This window comes from Halanaeroarchaeum sp. HSR-CO, assembly GCF_024972755.1.
In the GTDB taxonomy this organism is placed as follows: Archaea; Halobacteriota; Halobacteria; order Halobacteriales; family Halobacteriaceae; genus Halanaeroarchaeum.
In genome coordinates, this window is sequence record NZ_CP087724.1 from 1,350,159 (window position 1) to 1,372,507 (window position 22,349).

Sequence of the window (22,349 nt, forward strand, 5' to 3'; positions counted from 1 at the left end):
GGCGCGAACCCCGAAAGACCCTTCGCAGAATTAGTCGACAAATTTATGATAGTTAGACGCTACCACATACCATGGATTTCAGCCTGCCGGACGACCATCGCATGACTCGCGACGCCGTCCGAGCGTTCGCGGAGGCGGAAATCGAACCGATCGCCCAGGAGATAGAAGACGAGAAGCGGTTTCCAGCGGAGATCTTCGATCAGTTGGCCGATATCGACGTGATGGGTGTCCCGATCGACGAGGACTTCGGTGGTCTCGGTGGCGGTCAGTTACTGTACGCACTCGTCGTGGAGGAACTGGGTCGTGTGTCGGGATCGGTCGGCCTTTCGTATGCGGCCCACGTCTCACTGGGGTCGAAACCACTCGATATGTTCGGGACCGCCGAGCAGAAGCGACGGTGGCTTCGCCCACTCGCGACGGGCGAACACATGGGTGCGTGGGCCCTGACCGAACCGGAGAGCGGCAGTGACGCGAGTGATATGGACACGACGGCCGAACGGGACGGCGACGAGTGGGTGCTCGACGGGACGAAGCAGTTCATCACCAACGCCAACGTCGCCGGCTCGGTCCTCGTCAAGGCGGTAACTGACCCGACGGCCGGGTACGGCGGTATCACGACGTTCATCGTCGACCCTGCGGAGGACGACGGGTTCGAGATAGCGAACGTCTGGGACAAGATGGGACTGAACGCCTCGCCGACATGTGAGATCCACCTGGACGACGTACGGCTCGCCGACGACCGAGTTCTCGGCGAACCAGGTGATGGCTGGAAGCAGACGATGAAAACACTGACTGGCGGTCGCATCTCCATCGCCGCCCTCTCGGTCGGCATCGCCCAGGGGTCGTTCGACGTCGCGACGGAGTACGCCCAGGAACGCGAGCAGTTCGGGCAACCGATATCGGAGTTCGACGCCATCCGCGACAAACTCGTCGGAATGGACCGGAAAATAGAGCGCGCCCGCCTGCTCACCCACAAGGCGGCGTCGACCTACGATAACGGCGAGGAGGCGGTCCGAATAAGCTCGATGGCGAAGTGGGACGCCAGCGAGGCCGCCCGCGAGGTGTCGAACGAAGCGGTCCAGACGCTCGGCGGCTACGGCTACACGACGGAGTTCGCCCCCCAACGCCACCTCGCGGACGCGAAGTTGATGGAGATCGGCGAGGGGACCAGCGAGATCCAGCAACTCGTCATCGGGCGCCAACTGGGCCTATAAAGCGCCCGGTAGACCGCCGCTCAGGACCGGTCGTCGAGGATGCGGCCGATTATCTTCCGTGTGGAGAGGAGTTCTCCATCGTAGCGCGGGTCTCGACCGGAGGCACGGCGGACCATACAGTCGAGACCACGGGAGGCGAGTTCGGATTCGATCGCGTCGACGTCGTGGTGCTGGTCGTAACCGAGGGCGATCACGTCCGGGTCGATATCCTCGATCGGGACGAAAATGTCGTCCTCGTCTCCGATGTGGGCCTCGTCGACGACCTCCAGGGCTGCGACGACGTCTCTTCGTTGTCGATTCGGCAGTATCGGTGGTTCCTTGTGCGTCACGTTCTCTCGTCTGGCGACGATGACGTGGAGTTCGTCTCCCATCTCGGCGGCGTCACTGAGATAGTGGACGTGACCGGGATGGATGATGTCAAAGGTACCCTGGGCTACGACGCGTGTCATTCACAACTCTCTGTCTATGTCTTCCTGGGTGAAGTCGAAAAACGATTCTGGGTCGGGGAGATCGACGTCCAACACGGACAGCGACCGCCGTTCTCCCTCGCTGTCGAAGGAACGCCAGTCGTCGGGGCCGTACGGTGCTCCGAGGATAACGTGGACGACGCCGGCACCGAAGGTGCTCCTGTCCTCGTCGCTCGGCCGCAGGACGCCGTTCGGATGGGAGTGAACCGACCCCACCGTTCGGTTGTCGTTCGGGACGAGGTGTCGTTTCATCGTCGCGCTGGTCGGCCCGGATTTCGTCCCGGGGATAACCAGGATATCGGTGATGACGACTCCCTCCCGTCCCGAGAATCCATCGAGATCCCCGGCCGGCGTCGCCTGGAGGATCCCGAGGTACTCGTTTGGATGTGCATCTCTCGCGGCCTCACGGGCGAAATCCAGCGTCTCGGCGGCGATACCGAGGACGGGCGGTCGCGAGCCGATACGCATACTCCTTGTTGACCGCTGGGCCGTTCTAAGGGTTCCGGAACGACGGTCCGTTGGACCGAACCCGTAAAGAGTTAACCGGACCGACGGATACCATCCACCAGCAATGAATAACGTCTCTTCGGTCGACGACACCGGTGATGGGCCGGCCGTCGTTCGCCTCGATCCTGGGTGTACCCGGGACGACGTCGCGGAGGGGGAACGATACGTCGCCCGGGTCAACGGCGTCGTCGACTACGGCATCTTCGTCGATCTATCGAAGCACGTCTCGGGTCTCGTTCACGAATCCACGCTCTCTGGGCAGTACGATGTGGGCGACGAACTCGTCGTCGAACTCGTGGAGATCAGGGAGAACGGCGACCTGAGCTTCGAACCGGTCGCCGTCGAGCCTACCGATCCAGTCGAACGACACCCGAGCTACGACCGGACCGCTGCCGGTGTTCTCTCCCAGAAGGTCGGCGAGACGGTTCATCTCGAGGGCGAAGTCGTCCAGGCCAAGCAGACCGGCGGCCCGACGATATTCCGCGTGCGAGACGAGACGGCGATCGTCCCCTGTACCGCCTTCGAGGAGGCGGGGGTCAGGGCCCACCCGTCTGTCGCGGTGGGCGATCTGGTCCACGTCAGTGGGACCGTCGAGACCCGGGATGACAGCGTCCAGGTCGAGATCGAGGACCTCGAGCGTTTGGCGAAGGACCGCGGGAGGTCGGTCGAACAGCGACTCGAGGCCGCCGTCAGTGAACAGGCAGAACCCCCCGAACTCGACCCGCTCGTCGAATGGCCGGCACTCGAGGGGATGATTCCCGACCTCCGACGGGTCGCCCGCCGACTCCGTCGAACCGTCCTCGAGAGCAGACCGATTCGGATCCGACATCACGCAGATGGTGACGGGATGTGCGCCGCGGTTCCCGTTCAGCTCGCCCTCGAACGCCTCATCGAGAAGACCCACGCCGAACCGGCGGCGAAACGTCACCTCCTCAAGCGGTTGCCCAGCAAGGCACCGTACTACGAGATGGAGGACGCCACACGCGATCTGAACTACTCGCTGGGTGACCGTGACCGACATGGCCAGAAACTCCCGCTGTTGCTCATGCTCGACAATGGGAGCACCGAAGAGGACCGACCGGCGTATCGGACCCTCGATCATTACGACATCCCCATCCTCGTGGTCGACCACCACCATCCCGACCACGAGGCCGTGGAGCCCTTCGTCGAGGAGCACGTCAACCCGTACCTGCACGGCGAGGACTACCGGATCACGGCCGGGATGTTGAGCGTCGAACTGGCCCGCATGATCGACCCCGAAATGACCGAGGAACTCCGACACGTGCCAGCAGTCGCCGGGCTCTCGGACCGGTCGAAGGCCGACGAGATGGACGATTATCTGGCGCTGGCCGAGGACGCGGGGTATGAACGCGACGCCCTCGAGGAGATCGGCGAGGCCCTCGACTACGAGGCGTACATGCTTCGATACAACGACGGTCGGAGTCTCATCTACGACGTCCTCGGCATCGACGACGCGGACGAACCACGACACCGCGAATTGATCGAATTCCTCGCCGATCGGGCGGCACGCGACGTCGATTCCCAACTCGGCGACGCGATGGACCACGTGGAACACGAGCGGGTCGCGAACGGCGCCCACCTCTACCGTATCGACCTCGACGACCACGCCCATCGATTTACCTATCCCGCACCGGGGAAGACGACCGGCGAGATTCACGATCGGAAGGTCGTCGAGACGGGCGAACCCGTGATTACCATCGGCTACGGTCCCGACTTCGCGGTGCTTCGGAGCGACGGGGTCCGCCTCGACATCCCCCAGATGGTGACCGATCTGAACGACGAGTTGCCCGGCGCAGGCGTGAGCGGTGGCGGCCACCTCGTGGTTGGAAGCATCCGGTTCGTTCCCGGGATGCGCGAAGCGGTTCTCGACGCGCTCATCGAGAAGATGGCGAGTGCCGAGATCGACGAGGCACTGTCCAGCACCCTCGACCGTTAATCCCCGGTCGCCGGGTCGAAATCGAACGTTTTCGCGAACCCGACTGCCCCGATCACGGCTGTCGCTAGCCCGGCCAGCATCGACCAGTGGATTCGCCAGGCCGCACCCCGCCAGTCTGCCCGAAAGAGTCGCGTGTAATACCGTCCGACTGCCGGGTCGCTGACCACGACCGCAACCTCCCGGTTCTCGCGGAGGGCGGTGGGATTCCAGTTGAGACTCCCCACGGCGGCGTGGTGTTCGTCGACGACCATCCCCTTTACGTGGAGGTGGTCGTACCGCGACCGTGGTTCGACGAGTCTGACTGTCAATGGGAGGTCCTCCGTGTCGGCCTGGCGGGAGAGGTTCTCCGCGAGCGCCGTGTTGTCCTCGTCGACGTACCAGGCACCGCCGAGGAGGATCCGAACCGAGACGCCACGGCGCGCGGCGTCGACGGCCGCGTTGAGGAGTGGCCCGTCCTCGTCGATGGATACCTGCTGGATCCGGATCGATTCGTCCGCGTCGTCGATGCGATCTAACATGGCCGACTCGGCATTGTCCGGGGCCACCAGGACCTGCGCGGACGCCGCAGTGGACTCCACAGGCGCGAATCGAGTAGGGTATCGTCCGTCTGCGACTGCGTCGGGTTGTCCGTCCGGTGAGAGACTATCCCAGTGCCGACCGTCTACCCACTCGGAGTCCTCGGCGAACACGGTCGCCAGGTGATCGGCGAGTTGCCTCTCCTCGAGGACGACACCCCACCCACGACTGGCCTTGCCGCCGACGCCAGCGGGTTTCCAGTTCTCCGAGGTCACCAGTACCGTGTCGTCGACGACCGCGTATTTCGCGTGGTGGTATCGGTATCTGCCGCGTGGGCCTCCCGAAGCGGTGACTTCGATCCCGCGGGCGCTCAGCCGATCGAGCGTGCGTATCTGCGCCGCCGACGTCCCACCGACTGGCGATTCATCGACGAGAACCGCCACATCGACACCTCGCCGATGGGCGGCGAGGAGCGCGTCGGCTACGGCCGACGAGGACATGGTGTATCCCGCGAGGAGGATGCGTCGGTCCGCGGCCTCGATGCGGTCGAGGGGAACGGTGGGCGTGTCTGGGAGCGCGAACGCCGTCACCGGGACGTTCGTCGACGATACCACCGGGAGGTCGGTCGATCCGAGCGGAGTCCAGGACTCTCCATCCCACACTTCCGCGGTCGGGGCACGGTCGTACGTGAGTGTCGATACCGGCTCCCCCTCCCGGAGGAGGGTCACGGTCTCACCACCGTTAGATAAGGCGAGTCCATCATCGACGACGACGGTCTCGTGATCGGTCAACCGAGAAGCGACCCGCGGGTCGTCGGTGACGGCGACCGCGCCATCGACCGATCTGTCCGGGAGGTCGATCGTATTTTCGCCGTCGGAGAGAGAATACTCGTCGAGAGCCGCGTTCTCCTTTATCTCGAGAACGACGAACTCTCCCTCGTCACCGTCTGTCGCTGGATTCGGATAGACCCCAACGAGCGATACCGAACCGCTCGAAGCGACGAGAGCGAGTGCGAGCGCAAGACGCCAGATCACGTGCCGGGTTGGTCGGATCCTCGTATATAAACGGTCGGCAGTCGCGTGGGTTTTTGGTGTTCGCCCGTTCGAACTGTGGTATGAACGGTATCGCAGCAACCCTCCGACTGGCCGGGGCCGCAATCGGCGCGGTCGGAGCCATCCTCCTGTTCATCGAGTTCTTCCAGGTGCCGAGTTACGTCCGCTACGACACGGACTTCGAGAGCTACAACCTGGAGATATCACCGGCGACAGCGAGCGAATACACGTGGTTCGGCCGTATTGGCGCACTCGCGCTGGCGGTCGCCTTCAGCCTTCAGTTGTTGGCAGGATTTCTGGGTTAGGCCGGTACTTCCCCATCGAGGGCTTTGACCGCCTTCGATGCCTCGACCGAGACGATGTAGGGCTGGTCGTCGGCGTACTCCGCAGCGGTCTCCAGCGCACGTTCGGTGCCGATCTGGACGAGCGCCCAGGCCGCACTCGCTCTGACCAGGTTGTCTTCGTCAACGTCGTCGAGGACGTCGGCAAGCGGTTCGATGGCCCGCGTATCGCCGATCAGGCCGAGCGAGCGGGCTGCCTGGCTTCGGACGCTTTCGTCGTCGACGACGAGCTGCTGAGCGACCGACTCGGTCGTCTCTTCGCTCCCGATCGCCCCGAGGGCCTTGAGCGCGACCGTCTGCAACGACGGATTCCCTTCGGATTCGGCGTGTTTCTTGACCGCCGACACTCCGTCCTCGGCACCGATCTTGCCGATGGCTTCGATGGCCAGTTCGTTCCGGCGGTTGGCGAGTCCGGTCAGTTCCTCGAGGCCGGCGGGGTCGCCCATCCGAAGGAGGGACTCGACGCAGTGGCGCTGGATGAAGTCGGAATCGCCCATCTTCTCCAACAGCAAAAGGACCATCTCGACGTTGCCACGCTTCTCCCAGGTTTTCAGCGCGCTCCACTCCGGTGGGAAGTCCTTGAACTTCCGGCCTTCGATCGGTTCGTAGAAGCCCTCGCGTCTGAGTTGCTCGCGAATCTCGAGGTCCAACCAGGCGGTAGACGCGTCGACGTCGTCAGCGAGTTCGTCCGTGAGATCGAGGAGGGAGGCGATCGTCGCTGCGTCGTCGTCGGCGTCGAGGTCCGCGGCTTCGACTGCCTGCATTGCAATCTCCAGTTCGTTTGCCAGTTCCGACGGATCGGGAACCGGTTCGCCGAAGTCGGCGTCGACGTGCTGAGTGAACCCATCCGTATACGTTTCAACGACCGGAAGGAGTTCGTCAGTCCCCTCCTTTGCCCAGCGCGTGTCGGCGATGGTCGATCGAACGTCGTCGATGGCGTCGACCACGTCCGAACCGTAGGGACCACGCTGATCCTCGGCGTCGTCACGAAGGTCCTCGAGTCGTGATTCGAGGTCGTCTTTCGGATCTTCGGGATCTTCGTCTTCGTCTTCCGGCTCGATCAATGGGATGTCCGCGTCTTCGAGGTCGGCTTCGATCTCCTCGAGTATTTCATCGACCTCGTCGAGATCCGGCTCCGTTGTTGCATCCTGGAGTGTTGCTTCGGCCTCATCGAGTCTCGATTCGAACTCCGCAACCTGCGGATCTACGTCGTTCTCGTCTGGAGTCGCGTCGGACTCCTCGTCCCCGTCGCTCATACCTTCGATGTTCCGCGAGAAATCCTATGAGCGTTTCCCTTCGTCGCGCGGGTAGTACCGTGGTGACAGAAGGAGGTAGCCGAGCGCCCACGCGAACAGGACGGTCGGGAAGACCCTATCTAGCGCGCTGGGGAACAGGACGGCCAGTCCCTGAACGACACCCATGACCAGTGCGTCCCGTGTCCAGAGATCGGGGTAGGTGACCGGCGCCAGCATCGCGAGCGAGAGGAGTGCCGTCCCAGTGAGGATCGAAACCGGACCGAGCCCGGCGAGGATTCCGGTTGCGATGAGCGTTGCCGCGAGCGTCGTCTGCGCACCCTCTGTCGACGAGTTTCCGACGTCGAGGGCGGTGTACAGTCCGAGGCGGACGACAGCTGTCGCGACAAAAACGGCCGGGATACCGATCCACGCGGTTTGCTCCCACCACGGCATCGACGACGACCCGATCGTTCCGCCGAGAGCGACGACGGTGAACGCCGGTGCGACGCCGAAGGTGGCTACGTCGGCGAGCGAATCGAGATGGGGGCCGTACTGTGTCCCCCCGCGCCACCGGGCCACGATTCCATCGATCGCATCGAGGATGGCGCCCAGGAGGATGACCCTGGCGGCGAGAGACGGATCGACCGCCGCCGCGACGACGGCCACGAACCCGACGGCAGCATTCGTGACGGTGACGTGGTCGGCGAGTCCGAGTCGTCCGGCGAACCGTGGCCGCATACGCCGAGGAAAGCGGAACGGCTCCTTACGTGTTTATACTTCGCGGCACCGTCGGTGGGTGGATTCGACAGTGAAAAAGACGTCTCGGTTGGTTCCTCGGGACTACTCGTCGACGTCCGCTGCCGCTTCCTCTTCCGCGTGGACTTCCTCGGGGTGTGCCTCGAGGGTCGTCTTCTCGACCTCGACGCGGCGGAGGGGGTAGATCGTTTTCGCTTCGTTGTAGATCGCACTGGAGAGTCGCCCCTGGACGATGCTGTCCAGGAGTCCTTCGAAGGTCCGTTCGGCTGCGGCCTCTTCGACGAGGTCCAGCATGGTCCGACGGATGGCCTCTTTCTGGCTGCGGTCCGCGACTTTCGTGGTGAAGGCCACCGGTTGCACCTGGACGCGGTAATCGTCCGCGGTGCGGACGGTCAGGATGGCCTTGACCTTCGAGGAGCCACGACGGACGAGACTCCGATTGTAATCGCGGGTCAGTTCCTGCTTGATGAGCTCGGTGTACGCGGCGTCGCTGCCGACGTCGGTCACCCTGAAGGTGAGCTTGATGTTGTTCTCGCCACCGTCGTCGGTGACGTCACCCAGGGTCGTTTCGATGGTTCGGTCCAGTACCTTTTCCGGTTCGTCAGCGGGGGTCTCGCCGATCTCCGCCCGGTCGAACTGCTCCGGGGCGAGGACGGTGTACCACCGCTTCTCTTGACTCCGTTTGGAGACTGATCGTTCACTCATGTGTTGATGTGGTGTGTCGTTCGGCGAGCTGTACGAGTTCGTCAGCGACGGCGCAGTTGACGACGTAATCGTCGAGTGTCGATCGCAGACCACTGGTCGAATCGCGTTCGATGGTCGTGACCACCTGGTCGGGACCGTTCTCCGGTCGGTCGACGGTGGTGGTGATGGAGGCCGTGTTGTCCGGGCGAATCGAGGCGGCGACCGCCTCGGGGTCCGACACGTCGGTTCTGATGATCGCCGTCCGCGTCATTCTCGCCCCTCCAGACTCGTGACGAGCGCATCCGTCTCCGTTTCGGCCCACGCACTCGCGAGCCCCGCGTGGCCGCCGACGGAATCGATGCCGTCGAGCGACGCGAGTCGGTCCCTCGCATCGTGGTCCGACGTGGCCAGCGCGACCTCGTCCGCATCGACGACCAGCACGGTCGGTTCCGCCGAGCGGAAATCTCGAACGAGTCGAGCCGTCGTCCACGGGTCCGCACCGTCCGTCTCGAGGACGACGAACCCAGAATGGCGGGTTCTATCGCCGAGTCGGACGGCGTCGTGCACGGCACTCGCGTGCTCGCGCCAGGCCTCCAGAACGTCAGTTCGGTCGGCGTGGTCGAGTGCGAGTGCGGTGGCAAGACCCGGTTCGGTACGCGCGAGGACGGCGAGGACGTCCGCGTACCCCTCTACGGTTTCGAAGGGGCCTTCCGAGAGGACGTGTGGGCGCAGGACCCGCTCGATGGCCGTGACGGCGCTCTCCGGTGCCGGTGGCTCGGTCGCGGCGAGCGCGACGGCAGAGGCGACGCGTCGGTGGGCAGCCTCGTCCATGGCCGCCGGCAGATCGAGTTCGGCGAGCAGCGCTCCTCCACGTTGTTCGTCGCCGGAGATATCGGCGTGGAACAGCGTCGAGTGGGCGAGACCATCACCGAGGTCGGCCGTCGGTATGCCGACTCCCGGGCGGCGGTGGACGCCGGATTCGGTGGCTGCATCGAGGGCCTCACCGTGCGGGACCGTCCCCGCCGCAAGAGCCCCCGCAATGGCCAGGATGGCGTCGGGGTCACCGAATTCGCTCGCCACCTCGAACGCTGCGATGGCGTTGGATTCGGCGAAGAGGACCGAGTCGGCGTCCTCGCCCTCGATACCGACAGAGACGGTCGTCTCGGTCGACGATTCGATCCGTCGGTCGGCCGCCGCGCGCGTTCGGACCGTCGAAACCTGGTAGGGCGTCGCCGGTTCGAGCGCGTTCGCGAGAATCCCCGCCGCGGCGACCGAGTCGCCGTCGGCGTGGCTCACGACGTGGACGAAGTCGGCCTCGCGCAGCGTGGCGGTGAGCGCCGAGACGTCCGGGTCGGTTGCGGCGGTTCGACCGGTGGTCGCCATCTGGGGTTACTCCACGAGCTCCTTCGCGTTCTCGTAGGTGTACTCGAAGTCCTGGTCGATGGCGTCGCCGCGGTAGTAGTTGGCGAGCCGACGGATCTTGGACTCGGTGTTCTGCAGGGCACGCTTGTTCGAATGGTCCTGCTGATTCTCGTCCATGTGCTGGCGGAGGTTGACCGCCTTCTCGAGGAGGTTGTACAGATCCTCGGGAAGTTCAGGGGCTGCGTCGTTGTCCTCGAGGATTTCGGTGATCTTCTTCCCGGTGGCAGCCTTCACGTTCGGGACGGGCGTGCCCTGTACGCCTTCGTCACGAAGCTTGAGCCCGATCTGGCTCGGGTCGTGGCCTTCGTCGGCAAGTTCGACGACGCGCGCTTCGATAGCGTCCGCGTCGACGTCGCTCCACTCCGGTGGCTCGTCTGTCGCCGGTTTGTCCGAACCGGACGTTCCCCGGCGACGGGTATGCATTCGTGCCATAGCTGTCGGATTGGAACTGCACGTACCGCAGGATAGCGGGCCGGCGTCGTGCCGGCGAGCACTACCGCAATCCCGAGTCCACGTGGGTGGACGAGTCAGATTTGCGGTCGTGCGGTTCCCTATGGAAAGCCACTGGCGGCGACCGCTAAAGGGTTTCGTTCCCCTGGCTCCCGTCGGGGTCTGATCGTCGAGCGCGAGGAGCCCCGCGCCCTGGGTCGAATCGAGGGGTTTATCACTCGACCTGTGCAAAGGATGGATGCGTTCGAGGGCTCGTAGATCAGTGGTAGATCACTCCCTTGGCATGGGAGAGGCCCCGGGTTCAAATCCCGGCGAGTCCATGCCGGAACCTTACTCGTGTTCATATGTTCTATTCCTCCGCGAGAAGCTTCTATTTATCCGAATTTTCGACAGCAGGTAATTTCGGGCCCCCTTCGAAAATCGAGTTCCACCCACTCCGAGTGGCGGGTCGGCGTCGACTGGCGTTGCAATCAGGGAGATGGTGTGTCACCGTTTCGATTGCCGTCCGCTTCGGTAGCGAACCAGTCAGTCTGCTATCGGGAGCGCGACGATAAAGATAGCACCCTGTGGATCGTTGTCTTCTACCCACACCTCGCCGCCGTATTCAGAGACGAGCGTGTCCACGAGATGGAGGCCCATTCCGGTTCCGTTGCTTTGCAATCCCTGCTCTCCCTTCCCGAATATCGCGTCCTTCCGCTCGTCGCTCACCCCCGGGCCATTATCCGATATGTGGACCTCGACCATGTCATCCTGTACTGTCGTAGCGACGACGATTTCGGGCCTCTCCGCCTCGGTGTGCTGGATGGCGTTTTTCAATAGGTTCCGAAAAACGGCGTCCAGCATCTGGTCGGCGAATACCGTTTGGTCGAATAGATCCCCCTCCACGTCGATGGTGGCGGTTTGATCCGAGGATCGAATCGCGTCGATCTCTCCGTGTAGAACGGTCCTGATATTCATTTTCTGGCGCTCGACCCCCTGAGTGAGCATCACGTCTGCAATACGACCAGCAGTCATAGTCAATTCGATGGCATTTTTCGCACTTTCCTGGACGGTGTGGAGGTACGTTGCGCCATCGTCATCGATGTGGTCAGCGAGCATTTCCGAGTAGGCCGTAATGATCTGGAGGTCGTTACGAATGTCGTGACGCAAGACTTCGTTCAATATATCCAGGTTATCACGTTGTTCTTCGAGGAGTTCTTTGCGGTGGGACAGTTCGGTCAGTGCCTGTGCGTGTGAGACTGCCTTTTCGATACGGTTCAGTAGGAGGCTAAATTCACTCCCTTCGACGATGGTTTCCTTCGTCACGTAATCGGTCGCGCCCAGTCTGATCGCATCGATAGCGACCCCTTCACCACCCTGTCCAGTCAGAATGATGAATGGAAGCGCCCCTTGCGCTTCACGGACGTTTCCTAGCAGCTCGATTCCATTCATCGGCTGCATGTGATAGTCACTAACGATACAAGCGACGTCCTGGTGAGGGAGGTCCTCCAGGACAGTCTCTCCATCGTAGTAGGCTCTCGTTTCGAAGTCGGACTGCTCTTCGATCTCCCGAGCCATCATATTCGCAAAAAACTCACTGTCATCGACGATTATGACGGTCGACTGTTCGGGGGTACCGTCTCTCCACTGCACCGACTCGGATGCGTCGCCGGTCATTGGGAGTAACTACACCCGAACGCGGTCAAAAAGGTTCGCTGTCATCAACGAACAGGTCTCCCCCGAAGATCGAAAGAAGGGTGTTCGTCCCGAGTACGCCGGTCGCTCCGGAAGAAATGGCCCAAGGTGTCCGCCCAATCGTTGTCGGGTAGGCCCGAGGCGGCAAGCGCACCCGGATTCAGCTGGGGAATGGGGGGCCAATAGCTGACCCATCAATCCGTCAGTGTCGCACCGATCACCTTTCGCTCGGCTTTTCGCAGGTGTTGATGGAAGGTCGATGAATCGACCCCCATCGACGCGGCTAGATCCTGGCCGCTCGTGCTGCGGGGCCACTCGTAGAACCCCGCGTGATAGGCTGCCTGGATGGTGGCCCGCTGGCGGTCGGTTAACTCCTCGAGGACGACTCCCCGACGCGTGTGCTCCGAGTGGTGATTGCGTTTCAGGTTTCGCTGGGTGACCATCTCCATCCCGGGATACGCATCGGTGATGGCTTCGACGACCTGTCGAATGTCGACGGTGGTCGGAAGGTGGACCTGCATGTAGTAATCGCCGTTTTCGATGAGAGACCGGCGGATGTCGCCACCCTGTGATGCGATAGTGGCGAGGACCGGTGGATCGGTAAATACGACCTCGAAGCGGCTCTCGTCGTCTGTCGTCTCGAGGATGGACACCGAGTCCCACTGCGGATATTTCTCCGAAGTGGTCAGCGCTTCGATGACTGCCAGGCCGTTACCGGTCGCAGTCCCATATCCGAGATACTCTGAATTATCGAGGGGGACCGTCTGATGGAAATCGACCGTTCCCGTCGAATCACCCTCGATCCCGAGTGCGTCCGCCAGGTGCTGGAGTCGAAACTCCAGTTCGACGACCTCGTTGGAGAGCAACGCACGCTTGCGCTCGACGGCGGCGATGGCGTGACCGATGATCTCGCCGAGCTGGCTGATCACCGTCCGTTCCTGGGATGTGAAGGCGTTGAGTCGCTCGGCATACACGTTCAATACCCCATAGAGGGTTTCGTCGTGAATGATGGGAATCGCTGCCGAAGACCGGAAGCCGTATTTGGAAACGTCGTCGCGCCAGGGATCGTGACGGTGCTCGGTATCGAAGTCATTCGTGACCTGAATCTCGCGTTGCAAGATGGCCCGTCCCGTCGGTCCCGCACTGCGCTCGTCGTCAGGATCGACCGAGATGGTGATTCCATCGAGGTATCCCTCGACTCCCGCCTCCGCTCTGAGCGACACCGTCTGGGAGTGCATGTCAACGTCCCCGATCCAGGCGAACAGGTAGGAGTCGGAGGCAGCGAGACGATCGCAGACGATGGTCTCGATCTCCTCTCTCGTCGATTGATAGATGACTGCATCGGTGATCTCCCTGACGATCGTGTTCAAATTGTCTAGGGCGGTGAGCTGTTCGCGCTGGTGGAGCAACTCCTGTTCGAAACGCCGACGGTCGATCGCGTTTGCGAGGATGTTCGCAACCGACTGCACGAAGGCGATATCTCGCTCGGAGTACTCCTTCGGGCTCGTGTCGTGCGTCCCGAGGACGCCCCACGGGTCGTCAGGGGAGCCGATGATGGTGCTGATGCCGCTCTCTACATCGTGGTCCGCCAGTAGCTCTGGAAGACAGAATCTGGATTCGTCCTGCTGATTTTCGACGACGACGGGCTGTTCGGTCGACAGGGTATAGGCCGCCTGTGTATCATCCGAGACGGCCGAAACAGTGGCGGAGCCCACTGCACCGTCCTCCCATCCAGTTCCCTGTCGTAAAACGAGTTCCGTCCCCGTTGCGTCGAGTTCGAGCACCTTGCAGTACTCCAGATCCAGGACCGCCGCGACGTGCTCGACAGCCGTATCCAGTAGCGCGTCGAGATTGCGATCTTCCAGTGCCCGTTGACCGAGCGATGCGATCACCTCCTCCTGGCGAACGTATCGCTCGCGTTCTGATTCGGTGAACGGCCAGTCATTCGGTGGCGAATCGCGGGCTTCGAAGGCTGTCCCAGGTGGCCACCAGACGCGTGCGCTGGCACCGACTTTCTTGGTTTCGAGCATCCCTTCGTCGACGAGTCTGGTGAGTCGGTCGTAGGTGCTTCGTCGCCCCAAGTCGAGTCGTTCGGCGACTTCGTTCGTCCCGAGCGGTTCGAAAGCCTCGTCGAAGACCGCGAGTGTTTCCAGGAGCGGTTCGGTCAACGAACTGTCACTCATTGCCGTCTACTGGAGACCGACAGCCTTCAACCCTCCGCTGGCGGAGGTCCGGTCGGAAGTGATTCCGGCACTGGATGGCTATCATCGGTCGATAAACAGTATCGTACGCCGTTTCCATCTGGTTATGAGGGATCGTGGGAATCTCCGTGTAGAACCCAATGGGTTGGGGCTTCATCTTATCGGGATACGGCGCATAGGAGGAGGTGTCCACCGATCGATGTCGGTGGGGGGAAGACAATGGTTACTGAATTAAACAGCGTGGACTCGGGTGACGATGCCCGTATCGCTGAAGGAGACCGGCATCGGATACTGGCCAACGATCGCCGTCGGACCGTCATTGCGGTCCTGCGAGCGTCCTCGACGCCGATTTCGCTCGACGCCCTCGCGGCTCGAGTCGACCACCGGACCGAGGAACTGGCCCAGCGAGAGACCGATCACATCGCGAACGTCGCGATCGGGCTCCATCACAATCATCTGCCGAGGCTGGCCGAAATGGGCGTTATCTCGTACGACCCTGAGACGACGTACGTGGATACGTGCGTGGACCTCGGTCAGCTCACAGATTGAATCGGTGGACACTTTCAACTACGGTGCCGTCGCCTTGACAGGAGCGGACCGTTCAACCGTCTTCGATTTATCTCGTCGACATCGCCCGGGCGAGATGGCCGCGACCGCTCGACACCCTCAATGGACGACGACGACGGGTATCTCCGAGCGTCTGACGACCTGTTCGGCCACGCTTCCGAACATGACACGGCCGACACCGGATAAGCCCCGGTTCCCGATCACGATCTCGTCGATGTCGTTCTCTTCTGCATACGTCAGGATTTGGTTACTCGGTTTCCCCGTTACGTATGCCGTATCGATGGTGGCTCCCAGCTCCTCCGCGGTGGCTCGAATGGTATCGAGTATCTCTCGTGCCTCCGCTTTCTCGTCCTCGACCTGTGGAAGGTCCTCGAGATCTTCCATGAACGCCGAGAAGTACCCCTCCGGGAGTTCAACGACGTGGAGAGCGGTGATATCGCCGTCCGGGAAGTGATTGACTGCGTACTCCACTGCTCGCTCGGAGTGTTCCGAACCGTCGACAGGAACGAGTATATTACTCATAGATGAACATACGAGGTAGCCAACTATTAAACTATAGGGTGGTTCCCGTGGAGTAATTCCACAGGTCCCTATTCCCGCGGGGCCAGCGCCCGCATCGTCTCTCGGCGTTCAGCCTCGTCCATCGGTCCGAAGAAGCTCACCTGGACGGCGTCAACGCCGTCCACTGCTTCGAATCGCTCCAGTTGTTCACGAGCTTCGTTGGGCGTTCCTGCTGCGACGAGGTCGTCGAGTAGTTCGTCTGGAATCGACGCGAGGGCCACGTCGCGGTCACCATCGTCCCACGCGGTTCGAACCGCCTCCGTGACGTCCATCCATCCTGCATCGGCGATTGCCTTGCGGTAATACGGTCCGTACCGAGCGATCATGAACGCGACGTGCTGGCGTGCATACCGTCGTGCTCGCGAGCTATCCTCGATTGCACCCGCTCGAAGGTGTGGGGTGACCAGGAGTTGGTCCGCGGATCTGTCGCCGAGTTCGGCACCACGCCGGAGGTCGGTCAGTCGCTCCTCGAGCGCATCGATGGTGAGCAATTGCGGCACCCAGCCGTCGGCGAATCGGCCGGCCATCTCGGTCGCTTTGGGGCCCAGTGAAGCGACATCTACCGGTGCGGGTGGTTTCGGGGGCGGGGATTCGAGTTTCAACGTGTTCGGTGAGAATATCTCCCCGTCGTAGTCGAGTCGGTCTCCGGACTGTACCTGTCTGACGATCTCGATAGCCTCGCGGACGTGTCGCAGCGGCCGGTCGAAATCGACGCCGTGCCACCGCTCGACGAGTGCTGGCGAGGATGCGCCGAGTCTGAGCCGGAACCGACCGCCGCTCAGCTCCTGCAGTGTCGCGGCGGTCTGCCCCAGCGTCGTCGGCGTTCTGGAAAACGGTGAGAGGACGTCGTCGGCGATTCCGATGTCGGTGGTACGTTCTGCGAGCAGTCCGAGGACGAGCGGAACGTTTCGCCCGTTGGTCTCGCCCATGGTCACGAACCCGTATCCCAGTTTCTCGGCCAGCTGAGCCGTATCGACGGCTGCGTCGATGTCGTCGTACGCATTCATCGAGAGGACCAAACCGCGGTTGGTATTTTCTGGCATGCCTATGACGGGTACCCCTCGGACCGTAAACGTTTCAGTTCGAATTGTTTGAGATGGGCCGATGTAACCTCGAACACGACACTGAGGTCAGGGGTGAATGTGCTGGCCGCTACGTCCACCATTGGGCCCTGGTGACCTTCGGCTGCGATTAAACAGTCTCACGAGGCGTTTTCGTGAACGTACTCGAGACGGAGAGCGTCAAGTCGACCGACGATTACTGGACGTCGACGATCTCGACTTCGAACTCGAGTGTTTCACCGGCGAGCTCGTGATTGAAATCGACACGAACCGTCTCGTCATCGACGTGGACGAGAGTCCCGAGTTGTCCCTGTTGGGTCTGTACTTGCATTCCCTCTTCCGGCGCCTCTCCCTGCAGCATGTCCTCGAACTCGTCTCGCTCGTGTTCGATAATCTGCTCGTCTGTCTCCTCTCCATACGCCTCTTCTGGGGGGATGGTGACGGTGTCGGTGTCTCCGAGTTCCATGTCGAGGAGTGCGTCTTCGAGACCCGGGATGATCTGGCCGGCCCCGACCTCGACGGTCAGAGGAACGAACTCACGGTCCGGTTGGTCGGCCGCGATGCCCGCCTCTGTCGCAACCGCTTCGCGTGAGGTATCGAAGATGTCGCCGTCGGGAATGCGTCCGATATACTCCAGTGAAACCGTATCGCCGGATTGGATTGCCATGTGAATAGGCGAACACCCAGGCGGATACGTCCTTGGGTTCGTCGACGCGAACGGCAGACGGGTTACTTTATGTACTCGTTCTCTCGCCAGTCGACACCGCTTGGTGCGTCGTCTGCCTCGGTCTGTTCTTCGACCACCTCGACCGTCGCCGGCCTGTCGTCGCCATCGACGACGCGAGTCGCCTCGAGTTCTCCATCGACCGCCGATATCGCCGTCAACTCTCCTTCCTCGGCTTCGAGTGCGAGTTCGCTCAGGACGGTGAACATCGGATACTGGATGGCGGTGTTGCGGAGGACTTCGTCACCGCGTCCGGCGAACCGCGCATATTCGACGAGTTCCGAGGGGATCGGTTCTTCCTCCTCGTCTGGTGCGCGACTGGCGTAGGGCTTGTGGTCCTCTGGTGGTTCCTCGTACACCCGTTTCTCGAAGACCTTCGCCTTCAACTGGGCTGTGGGAGTGTACTTGCTGAGTGATTTGTCACTGGCGACGGAACTGATGAGCAACCGGTTGTTGCGGCGCTCTATCTGGATGTCTTCGATCTCCGGGGGCAGATCGACCGTTTCGAAGAAGTCGTATACGTCTTCCAGTGGAAGACTGATGTTCGATCGGAGCGTGAAGACGGTCGGGGGGATTTCGTCGGACATTATGTGTGGGAAATGGACGGGTTAGGCGCTCGTCCGGAAGTCGGCCGGTGGGATCGAAACGGACGACCTGATCCCGTGACACCGGTTGGAAGGACTTCGGACTCTCTTGTTTCGGGCATCGGGCGCGACTCCGAAACCCGACCGGTACCATCGATTGTGGGTCGGTGAGCGGAGCGGTACCTGTCATCTCGAATGGACGACGGGTCAGGTACCATTTCGTCCGTATATTGTCCCCTCTCATGGATAAGGGCTCCGGGATTGGCGAAAGATGTCTCCCAACTGGTGACCGAAGATCCGCTCTACCGGCGAGGAGACCGCTCGACAGCTGAGCGAGTCGAATGTATCGTCGTCAAATAGAAATCGGAGCGTTCCGGGACGACGAGATTCGAGGTGTATCGAACCGTGTGACTTCGAGGTGGTTCGCTCGACGTCATCGGCCGTTCCGCGCGAAGACTCGCATGGTATTGTTTCCAATATCACTCGCGTGGACCTGCGAGAACCTCTCGTCGTCGAAGACGTCTCGCCAGTTCCGGTACGTAATCGGAAGCCCATCGATGTCGCGAACGCTGACGTCATCGCCATCACGGCGGTCCGCGCCTTCTATTTCGACGGTGATCAGCAACTGCTCCGTGATCCGGGCGAGCGAGTCGAAGACCCACTCGGCCTCGGAATGGATGTGCTGCAGTGTCTGGACGGAGTACACGACATCGTAGGCGTCGTCCGCCAGTGATTCGACGACCGATTCGATCGAGTCAGAAAAGAACGTGCCACGGTCGGCGAGGACCGGATACTCTTCGCGCATTACGTCGAGTGCCTCATCGTTGATCTCGACCCCGGCGACGTCCTCGTACCCGTGGTCGTGGAGATACTTGAGGTGGCGGCCCGAACTACACCCGAGTTCGAGTATCGACGCGGTCTGAGAAACGTGCTCTTCGAGGGTCGATTCGAGGGCTTCGCTCACTTCGTCCGGGCCGTAGTAGGCGTAGTATCGGGGGGAGTACTCTCCGGTACGTGATGCCCACCGTGCACGGACGTCTGATGCATCCACACACAGAGTACCGCTCCTCCACGGAAAGTCTCACCGGTGACGGCGTCCGTCGGTGAGTTGGCCGAACTGTTCCGAACGTCGTATCCGGGTACGACGGCCCGAACCGTTCTATGAGCCCGGCCCGAACCTTCGCGCGTACAGAATGACGTACACACATCGAATCGAACGAGACGGCGAGTTCGACGAAGTTGTCGAGGCGACCACCGAGGCGTTGGAACAGGAGGGTTTCGGCGTCCTGACAGACGTCGACATCCAGTCGACGATGGCCGAGAAGCTAGGCGAAGACATGCGCCAGTACCGAGTTCTGGGTGCCTGTGACCCGAGCGTCGCGCACGCGGGCATCGATGCCGAACCCGAACTCGGAGCTCTCCTCCCGTGTAACGTGGTCGTCCAGGAGATGGAGAGCGGGCGAATTGCGGTCAGCACGGTCGATCCGACCGCGCTCGTTGGCCTCACCGGCAATCGGGACCTCGAATCTGCGGCCGAGGGGGTAAGTGCCCGATTCGATTCGGTGCTCGAGGCCATCGACGAGTAGTTGGGTCGCAATCGAAGGTCAGGTGACCTAGCAATGGAATTATGATTACGCACCCCGAACCTTCGATGTATGGATTCGCGCCCGCCCACCGTAGATGAGAATCCGCCCTTGCAGACGGTGCTCACCTCACTGACGGACGAGGACAGTCGGCGGATTCTCGAGAGCCTGAACGATCCACTCTCTGCCAGGGAGATTGCGGAGGTGTGTGATATCCCGCTCTCGACGACGTATCGGAAGTTGAACGTCCTCTCGGAGGCATCGTTGGTGTCCGAACGGATCGACGTGAGCGAGCCGGGCAAACACACCACCCGATACAAGGCGGATTTCGAGAAGGTCACGGTGAAATTGAACGAGGACGGGGAGTTTCAGGTCGATGTCGCAACGGAGATAGCAGGCAGGGACTCCGTGTTGTCCACTCGATGGCAGGAGATAACCCATTGACCATTTTTGCTCCCTGACGGGGTGCGATTCCGCACGGGGCTATTCGGGTCGTGTGTTTCCGTGGCAGTGGAGTGCGCTTTCCCATCCCGTCAGCGGTCGCCGCTCGGGTACGACCACAGAGCGTGCGGTGCTTGGCAGTCCCTACCCTTTAGACCGACACGACTATATTATTAGAGCCGTCTAATCTTTAGCGTAATCAGATGACCAGTGACGTTATGGAGGACTATCTCAAGACCATCTACTCCCTCCAGCAGGACGTCGGTGCCCCAGTGCGAACGTCAACTATTGCCGAGCACCTGGACGTGACCCCACCGACAGTATCGAGTATGCTCTCGTCGCTCGAAGAGCGTGAATTGATCGTTCGAGAGAAGTATGCGGGTGCGGAGTTGACCGATGCAGGTGAACGGAAAGCTCTCGAAATTCTCCGTCATCATCGACTGATCGAGTCGTTTCTCACCGAGTACCTCGACTACGAATGGTCCGAGGTTCACGACGAGGCCGACGTCCTCGAGCATCACATCAGTGAATCCTTCGAGCGACGCGTCGCGGAGGCACTCGATAATCCGACAGTGGATCCGCACGGGGACCCCATCCCCGATGCAGAACTGTCCAAACCCGTCACCGTCGACACCGATCCACTTGCCGACCACGACGCCGGTGAGACCGTCGTAATTGCTCGAGTCCGCGACCGGGACGTGGACGAACTCGAATATCTCGCCGACGTGGGCATCGTCCCAGGAACGACGGTCACGGTCATCGACGTCGCACCAATCGGATTGTACTCGCTTGTCCACGAGGAGGGACGTGTCCAGCTTCCCGCGTCCATCGCCGAAGCGACTCACGTATTCTCCGAAGCATCCGTGGAGCCCAGTGAGGAGGTGACCAGGACGTGATCGGTTGGGAAGAGGTCTTCATCGTCGCGTTTACCACTCAGCTCGCGGCACTCCCAGGCGAGAAGGTCCAGTTCATCATCGCCGGGCTTGCAACGAAGTATCGACCCTCCGTGGTCGTCGGTGCAGCAGGGTTGGCGTTCGGACTCTGGACCGTCCTCGAGATCTGGGTCGGCAACGCGATCAGGACGGTCCTCCCCGGTGTGTACCTCACGGCCTTCACCGGGGGGCTTTTCGCCCTGTTCGCCATCTGGCTCTATCGGTCGGCCCCACGGGCGTCAGCTGAATCCTCTCGATCGAGTGGCGATGCGGAGGACCGCGTCGACGAGCTCGACCTCTCGCTCTTTGGCTACGAGGTTCCGCAGTACCTCGGTGGATTCGTTCCGATCTTTCTCTTGATGGCCGCCGGCGAGTTCGGGGACAAGACCCAACTCGTGACCATCGGTCTCGCGGCTACCTACGGTGCCCATCCAGCTATCTGGTTCGGTGAGATGGCTGCGATCATCCCGGTTAGCATGGCGAACGCGGCCTTCTTCCACTCGTTCTCGCCGAAACTCGATCGGCGTCTCGCACACCTCGCCGGCGCGACGCTGTTCGCCGTGTTCGCAATCGATAGCATGCTGACCGTCGTCGCCGGGTTCTCGCTGTGGGAGACCACTGTCGATGCCATCGCCTCCGCCCTCCTGTTGCTGGTAGGCTAACCGCGACCTGCGTGCTTACGTGTCACACAATCAATATTATGCTGGAGCACACATGGACCAGTATGGTATTCGAGAACGTCACCGCCCTGGAATTGCACCTGCACACCAGCGAGGAGGCCCCCCTTCCGCCCGTCTCTCGCCCGGACCGGAGCGCGGACCGATCATCGAAAAAGGAGACGTCCACGCGGCGAGTCAGTCCGAAGACGATGGCCATCGCGATGCTCGTCGTGAGTATCAGTCTCTCGATCGTCGTCACCCTGGTCGTGCGGAGATTCCGCTCGAACGGGGACGACGAGGGTGCTGAATAGTGACTGGCCAGGCCGGTCGGTGAGACTCGGGTTTCGCCAGTCTTTCTCAGTACCGAGTCATCTACACAATGTATTTATGCTGAACCGGTGAACCTCTAGATGCGTCGTCCTCGAACAGTACCGCCGTACGAACGTCGTGGTGACGTAGTCACCGAACGGACCCGATGACATGAGTGCAATCGGTCAAATCGACGATACGAACAGGGCGGAACTGGACGAACTCCCCGAGTTCGAACTTTGCTACCTCTTCGATGACCAGGACGACCCAACCGAGGTAACAATATTCCAACCAGGAGTCGATGAACGAAGTGCGACCCGCTGGCTCACGATCGATACTACCCACGCAATCGCGCTCGAAGAGATACGATAGCCCGTATCTCCGGCAGTTTCTTGCCGATTCATCACCGAGTAGGTACCATGAAAGGGCAGGGGACCCGGAGTCAGAGTGAG

The 22,349-nt window shown here is 61.6% G+C and carries 26 protein-coding genes and 1 tRNA gene; 11 read left to right on the top strand and 16 right to left on the bottom strand.

The window, feature by feature from the left end; all coding sequences use genetic code 11:
• Positions 1–71 precede the first annotated feature (71 nt).
• Positions 72–1,214 (top strand): acyl-CoA dehydrogenase family protein, encoded by a 1,143-nt coding sequence (locus HSRCO_RS07000; RefSeq protein ID WP_259519732.1) that lies wholly within the window; start codon positions 72–74, stop codon positions 1,212–1,214.
• Positions 1,215–1,234: 20 nt separating this feature from the next.
• Here the strand turns inward: HSRCO_RS07000 and HSRCO_RS07005 are convergent, their stop codons facing one another.
• Both HSRCO_RS07005 and HSRCO_RS07010 read right to left on the bottom strand, forming a co-directional pair.
• A complete protein-coding gene (locus HSRCO_RS07005) occupies positions 1,235–1,663 on the bottom strand; it encodes an adenylyltransferase/cytidyltransferase family protein (protein WP_259519733.1) in 429 nt (142 codons plus the stop codon).
• Positions 1,664–2,149 carry a Mov34/MPN/PAD-1 family protein gene (locus HSRCO_RS07010; RefSeq protein WP_259519734.1) on the bottom strand — a complete coding sequence of 162 codons (486 nt, stop codon included), beginning with the start codon at positions 2,147–2,149 and terminating at the stop codon, positions 1,664–1,666.
• Between the two features lie 103 nt (positions 2,150–2,252).
• Here HSRCO_RS07010 and HSRCO_RS07015 point away from each other — a divergent pair, with 103 nt between their 5' ends.
• Positions 2,253–4,145, top strand: a complete 1,893-nt coding sequence (locus HSRCO_RS07015; protein WP_259519735.1) for a DHH family phosphoesterase — start codon at positions 2,253–2,255, stop codon at positions 4,143–4,145.
• Here HSRCO_RS07015 and HSRCO_RS07020 read toward each other — a convergent pair.
• Positions 4,142–5,695 carry a phosphatidylserine/phosphatidylglycerophosphate/cardiolipin synthase family protein gene (locus HSRCO_RS07020; RefSeq protein WP_259519736.1) on the bottom strand — a complete coding sequence of 518 codons (1,554 nt, stop codon included), beginning with the start codon at positions 5,693–5,695 and terminating at the stop codon, positions 4,142–4,144. The two genes, HSRCO_RS07015 and HSRCO_RS07020, sit on opposite strands and share 4 nt — an antisense overlap.
• A gap of 80 nt (positions 5,696–5,775) precedes the next feature.
• Between HSRCO_RS07020 and HSRCO_RS07025 the strand changes: the two genes are divergently transcribed.
• Entirely contained in the window at positions 5,776–6,018 is a 243-nt protein-coding gene (locus tag HSRCO_RS07025; protein ID WP_259519738.1) for a hypothetical protein, read from the top strand.
• Here the strand turns inward: HSRCO_RS07025 and HSRCO_RS07030 are convergent.
• The 6 genes from HSRCO_RS07030 to HSRCO_RS07055 form a co-directional block, all read right to left on the bottom strand.
• The gene (locus HSRCO_RS07030; RefSeq protein WP_259519739.1) at positions 6,015–7,310 is read right to left on the bottom strand and encodes a HEAT repeat domain-containing protein; all 1,296 of its coding nucleotides are present in this window, start codon (positions 7,308–7,310) and stop codon (positions 6,015–6,017) included. The genes HSRCO_RS07025 and HSRCO_RS07030 overlap by 4 nt on opposite strands.
• Before the next feature lie 24 nt (positions 7,311–7,334).
• On the bottom strand, positions 7,335–8,027 hold the full coding sequence (locus tag HSRCO_RS07035; protein ID WP_259519740.1) for a protein sorting system archaetidylserine synthase: 693 nt from the start codon (positions 8,025–8,027) through the stop codon (positions 7,335–7,337).
• A 102-nt stretch (positions 8,028–8,129) separates the two neighbouring features.
• Positions 8,130–8,750: a 30S ribosomal protein S3ae gene (locus HSRCO_RS07040; RefSeq protein WP_259519741.1), complete on the bottom strand. Its 621-nt coding sequence runs from the start codon at positions 8,748–8,750 to the stop codon at positions 8,130–8,132.
• Positions 8,743–9,000 carry a KEOPS complex subunit Pcc1 gene (locus tag HSRCO_RS07045; RefSeq protein ID WP_259519742.1) on the bottom strand — a complete coding sequence of 86 codons (258 nt, stop codon included), beginning with the start codon at positions 8,998–9,000 and terminating at the stop codon, positions 8,743–8,745. The genes HSRCO_RS07040 and HSRCO_RS07045 overlap by 8 nt, the downstream gene beginning before the upstream one ends.
• Positions 8,997–10,112: a hypothetical protein gene (locus HSRCO_RS07050; RefSeq protein WP_259519743.1), complete on the bottom strand. Its 1,116-nt coding sequence runs from the start codon at positions 10,110–10,112 to the stop codon at positions 8,997–8,999. The genes HSRCO_RS07045 and HSRCO_RS07050 overlap by 4 nt, the downstream gene beginning before the upstream one ends.
• Before the next feature lie 6 nt (positions 10,113–10,118).
• Positions 10,119–10,583, bottom strand: a complete 465-nt coding sequence (locus HSRCO_RS07055; RefSeq protein WP_259519744.1) for a 30S ribosomal protein S15 — start codon at positions 10,581–10,583, stop codon at positions 10,119–10,121.
• A 266-nt stretch (positions 10,584–10,849) separates the two neighbouring features.
• On the opposite strand from HSRCO_RS07055, the gene HSRCO_RS07060 reads away from it, so the two are divergent.
• Positions 10,850–10,921 (top strand) — tRNA-Ala (locus HSRCO_RS07060).
• A 205-nt stretch (positions 10,922–11,126) separates the two neighbouring features.
• Here HSRCO_RS07060 and HSRCO_RS07065 read toward each other — a convergent pair.
• Both HSRCO_RS07065 and HSRCO_RS07070 read right to left on the bottom strand, forming a co-directional pair.
• Complete coding sequence (locus HSRCO_RS07065) at positions 11,127–12,257, bottom strand: hybrid sensor histidine kinase/response regulator (protein WP_259519745.1); 1,131 nt, start codon at positions 12,255–12,257, stop codon at positions 11,127–11,129.
• 212 nt (positions 12,258–12,469) lie between these two features.
• Positions 12,470–14,458 (bottom strand): bacterio-opsin activator domain-containing protein, encoded by a 1,989-nt coding sequence (locus tag HSRCO_RS07070; protein ID WP_259519746.1) that lies wholly within the window; start codon positions 14,456–14,458, stop codon positions 12,470–12,472.
• A 237-nt stretch (positions 14,459–14,695) separates the two neighbouring features.
• On the opposite strand from HSRCO_RS07070, the gene HSRCO_RS07075 reads away from it, so the two are divergent.
• Positions 14,696–15,025, top strand: a complete 330-nt coding sequence (locus tag HSRCO_RS07075) for a hypothetical protein (RefSeq protein ID WP_259519747.1) — start codon at positions 14,696–14,698, stop codon at positions 15,023–15,025.
• A 117-nt stretch (positions 15,026–15,142) separates the two neighbouring features.
• Here the strand turns inward: HSRCO_RS07075 and HSRCO_RS07080 are convergent, their stop codons facing one another.
• From HSRCO_RS07080 to HSRCO_RS07100, 5 genes are all read right to left on the bottom strand, one after another.
• A complete protein-coding gene (locus HSRCO_RS07080) occupies positions 15,143–15,565 on the bottom strand; it encodes a universal stress protein (protein WP_259519748.1) in 423 nt (140 codons plus the stop codon).
• A 68-nt stretch (positions 15,566–15,633) separates the two neighbouring features.
• Positions 15,634–16,647, bottom strand: a complete 1,014-nt coding sequence (locus tag HSRCO_RS07085) for a TIGR04024 family LLM class F420-dependent oxidoreductase (protein WP_259519749.1) — start codon at positions 16,645–16,647, stop codon at positions 15,634–15,636.
• 214 nt (positions 16,648–16,861) lie between these two features.
• Positions 16,862–17,332, bottom strand: a complete 471-nt coding sequence (locus HSRCO_RS07090; protein ID WP_259519750.1) for a peptidylprolyl isomerase — start codon at positions 17,330–17,332, stop codon at positions 16,862–16,864.
• 62 nt (positions 17,333–17,394) lie between these two features.
• Positions 17,395–17,964: a hypothetical protein gene (locus HSRCO_RS07095; protein WP_259519780.1), complete on the bottom strand. Its 570-nt coding sequence runs from the start codon at positions 17,962–17,964 to the stop codon at positions 17,395–17,397.
• A gap of 442 nt (positions 17,965–18,406) precedes the next feature.
• Positions 18,407–19,024 (bottom strand): bifunctional 2-polyprenyl-6-hydroxyphenol methylase/3-demethylubiquinol 3-O-methyltransferase UbiG, encoded by a 618-nt coding sequence (locus HSRCO_RS07100; protein ID WP_259519751.1) that lies wholly within the window; start codon positions 19,022–19,024, stop codon positions 18,407–18,409.
• A gap of 142 nt (positions 19,025–19,166) precedes the next feature.
• Here HSRCO_RS07100 and HSRCO_RS07105 point away from each other — a divergent pair, with 142 nt between their 5' ends.
• The 6 genes from HSRCO_RS07105 to HSRCO_RS07130 all read left to right on the top strand — a co-directional run bounded on the left by HSRCO_RS07105 (position 19,167) and on the right by HSRCO_RS07130 (position 22,269).
• A complete protein-coding gene (locus HSRCO_RS07105) occupies positions 19,167–19,559 on the top strand; it encodes a DUF302 domain-containing protein (protein WP_259519752.1) in 393 nt (130 codons plus the stop codon).
• A gap of 69 nt (positions 19,560–19,628) precedes the next feature.
• Positions 19,629–20,000, top strand: coding sequence for a helix-turn-helix domain-containing protein (locus HSRCO_RS07110; RefSeq protein WP_259519753.1), 372 nt, complete (start codon positions 19,629–19,631; stop codon positions 19,998–20,000).
• A 200-nt stretch (positions 20,001–20,200) separates the two neighbouring features.
• Positions 20,201–20,893 carry a metal-dependent transcriptional regulator gene (locus HSRCO_RS07115; protein ID WP_259519754.1) on the top strand — a complete coding sequence of 231 codons (693 nt, stop codon included), beginning with the start codon at positions 20,201–20,203 and terminating at the stop codon, positions 20,891–20,893.
• A complete protein-coding gene (locus HSRCO_RS07120) occupies positions 20,890–21,591 on the top strand; it encodes a TMEM165/GDT1 family protein (RefSeq protein ID WP_259519755.1) in 702 nt (233 codons plus the stop codon). The genes HSRCO_RS07115 and HSRCO_RS07120 overlap by 4 nt, the downstream gene beginning before the upstream one ends.
• 62 nt (positions 21,592–21,653) lie before the next feature.
• Positions 21,654–21,899, top strand: a complete 246-nt coding sequence (locus HSRCO_RS07125; RefSeq protein ID WP_259519756.1) for a hypothetical protein — start codon at positions 21,654–21,656, stop codon at positions 21,897–21,899.
• A gap of 169 nt (positions 21,900–22,068) precedes the next feature.
• The gene (locus tag HSRCO_RS07130) at positions 22,069–22,269 is read left to right on the top strand and encodes a hypothetical protein (protein WP_259519757.1); all 201 of its coding nucleotides are present in this window, start codon (positions 22,069–22,071) and stop codon (positions 22,267–22,269) included.
• Positions 22,270–22,349: the final 80 nt, after the last annotated feature.